4 protein-coding genes are annotated in these 1,687 nt (G+C 71.5%); 3 read left to right on the forward strand and 1 reads right to left on the reverse strand.

From position 1 onward, the window contains the following. A partial coding sequence (locus PROKR_RS03005) for an ABATE domain-containing protein (RefSeq protein ID WP_245605673.1) occupies positions 1 to 249 on the reverse strand: 249 nt, incomplete at its 3' end. 133 nt (positions 250 to 382) lie between these two features. Here PROKR_RS03005 and PROKR_RS03010 point away from each other — a divergent pair. The 3 genes from PROKR_RS03010 to PROKR_RS03020 all read left to right on the forward strand — a co-directional run bounded on the left by PROKR_RS03010 (position 383) and on the right by PROKR_RS03020 (position 1,527). Further along, complete coding sequence (locus PROKR_RS03010) at positions 383 to 811, forward strand: SRPBCC family protein (RefSeq protein ID WP_036959436.1); 429 nt, start codon at positions 383 to 385, stop codon at positions 809 to 811. Between the two features lie 63 nt (positions 812 to 874). Then, on the forward strand, positions 875 to 1,318 hold the full coding sequence (locus PROKR_RS03015) for a VOC family protein (protein ID WP_036959437.1): 444 nt from the start codon (positions 875 to 877) through the stop codon (positions 1,316 to 1,318). Positions 1,319 to 1,323: 5 nt separating this feature from the next. Further along, a complete protein-coding gene (locus PROKR_RS03020; RefSeq protein ID WP_157601853.1) occupies positions 1,324 to 1,527 on the forward strand; it encodes a hypothetical protein in 204 nt (67 codons plus the stop codon). Positions 1,528 to 1,687: the final 160 nt, after the last annotated feature.

Consider the following 1,687-nt stretch of genomic DNA (forward strand, 5'->3'; position numbering starts at 1 on the left):
GGCCGCGAGCGCCGCGCGCCCGCCCAGCCGGTCCTCGACGAGCAGGTAGAGCGACTCGCGCAGCTCGACGGCGGCGGCGAGGTCGGCGTCGTCGGCGCGGGGGGCGGCGTCGAGCATGCCCGACTCGACGAACCAGTCGTCGAGGAGCTCGGGCGTGGCCAGCTTCTCGGCCGGCACGGGATTGCGGCGGGCGCGCAGGGTGCCGAGGAAGTCGAGCGCGAGCGTCCCGCAGGGGAAGGCGTGGTTCACGTAACCATTCTGAACGGTGACGGAGTGACGCACAAGTCTCTGTAACCCGTTTGACGGGTTACGCATCGTGTGCCATATTTCTGGTCATCGCAGTAACCGCTCAGACCGGTTACCCAAACTGAGGAGCATGACCATGACCGCCGTCCGCTTTCACCTCGACTCGACGCTCTCTCCCGAGGCCGCCATGGCCGTCCTGACCGACTTCAGCCCAGCCCGGGCCGAGGCTTGGCCCACGATCGACGCCGACCACCTGACCGTCCACGAGCAGGGCGAGTCCTGGGCCGAGGTGACCGAGGGCACCGCCGCCGCCTGGGAGCGCGCCCGCTACGAGTGGGACGCCGAGCGCGGTCGCGTGGACATCAGCACACTGGACTCGAAGGTGTTCGGGCCCGGCGGCGGCTGGGTCTTCCAGGTCACCCCCGACGACGGCGGCAGCCGGATCGACATCGAGCTGACCCGTCAGCCCCAGACCCTCCAGCGCAAGCTGCTCGCGGCGCTGCTCCCCCTCGTCGGCCCCTCCTCCCTCCGCAAGTCCTTCGCGGGCCCGCTGCAGGCCAGGTAGTTCCCCAGTTCCCCATCCCCGACCACACCCCCACCGCAGAACCCCCAGAAAACGGAGCGAATCATGGAACTCAAGCTCGAGGTCGTCGTCCTGCCCGTCGCCGACGTGGACCGTGCCAAGGCCTTCTACGGGCAGCTCGGCTGGCGCCAGGACGCCGACTTCTCCACCGAGCGCGGCCTGCGGGTCGTGCAGCTGACCCCGCCCGGGTCGGCCGCCTCGATCATCTTCGGCGAGCACCTGACCGACGCCACACCGGGCTCCGTGCGCGGCCTGCACCTGGTCGTGTCGGACATCGCCGCGGCCCGGGCCGAGCTCGTGGAGCACGGCGCCGACGTCAGCGAGATCTGGCACGACCAGGACGGCGTCTTCCACTGGGCAGGCACTCAGAACCGCGTGCCCGGCCCGCACCCGGAGCACGACAGCTACGCGTCGTTCGCGTCGTTCGCCGACCCGGACGGCAACGAGTGGGTGCTCCAGCAGATCGTCGACCGCCTCCCGGGCCGGTGACGGACATGACGAGCGCACCCGACCCGGCAGCGAACGAGATCCTGCTGGACCTGCTCAAGCGCGCCGCGGCGGCGCACGGGGTCCACGAGGAGCAGGAGCTGGGCGGCGTGTACGACGAGGCCTGGCCCGAGTGGTACGCCGAGCACATGGCCCGGGCCCTCGCCGAGCGGGGCTACCGGATCGTGGGGGCCGACGATGAGCCGGCCTGACCGGCCGGCCGACGCCGGAGCCCTCGACCGCACCGAGCGCATGCTGCGGTCCGCCCCCTCGCAGACCGTCGAGCAGGTGCACGTCGCGGCCTTCGAGCGGCTGACCCCGGCCGAGCGAGCGGTGGTGTTCGACCGGCTCAGCGCAGACGCGACGAGCCGT

The sequence above is a fragment of the Promicromonospora kroppenstedtii DSM 19349 genome (assembly GCF_000515355.1).
In the GTDB taxonomy this organism is placed as follows: Bacteria; Actinomycetota; Actinomycetes; order Actinomycetales; family Cellulomonadaceae; genus Promicromonospora; species Promicromonospora kroppenstedtii.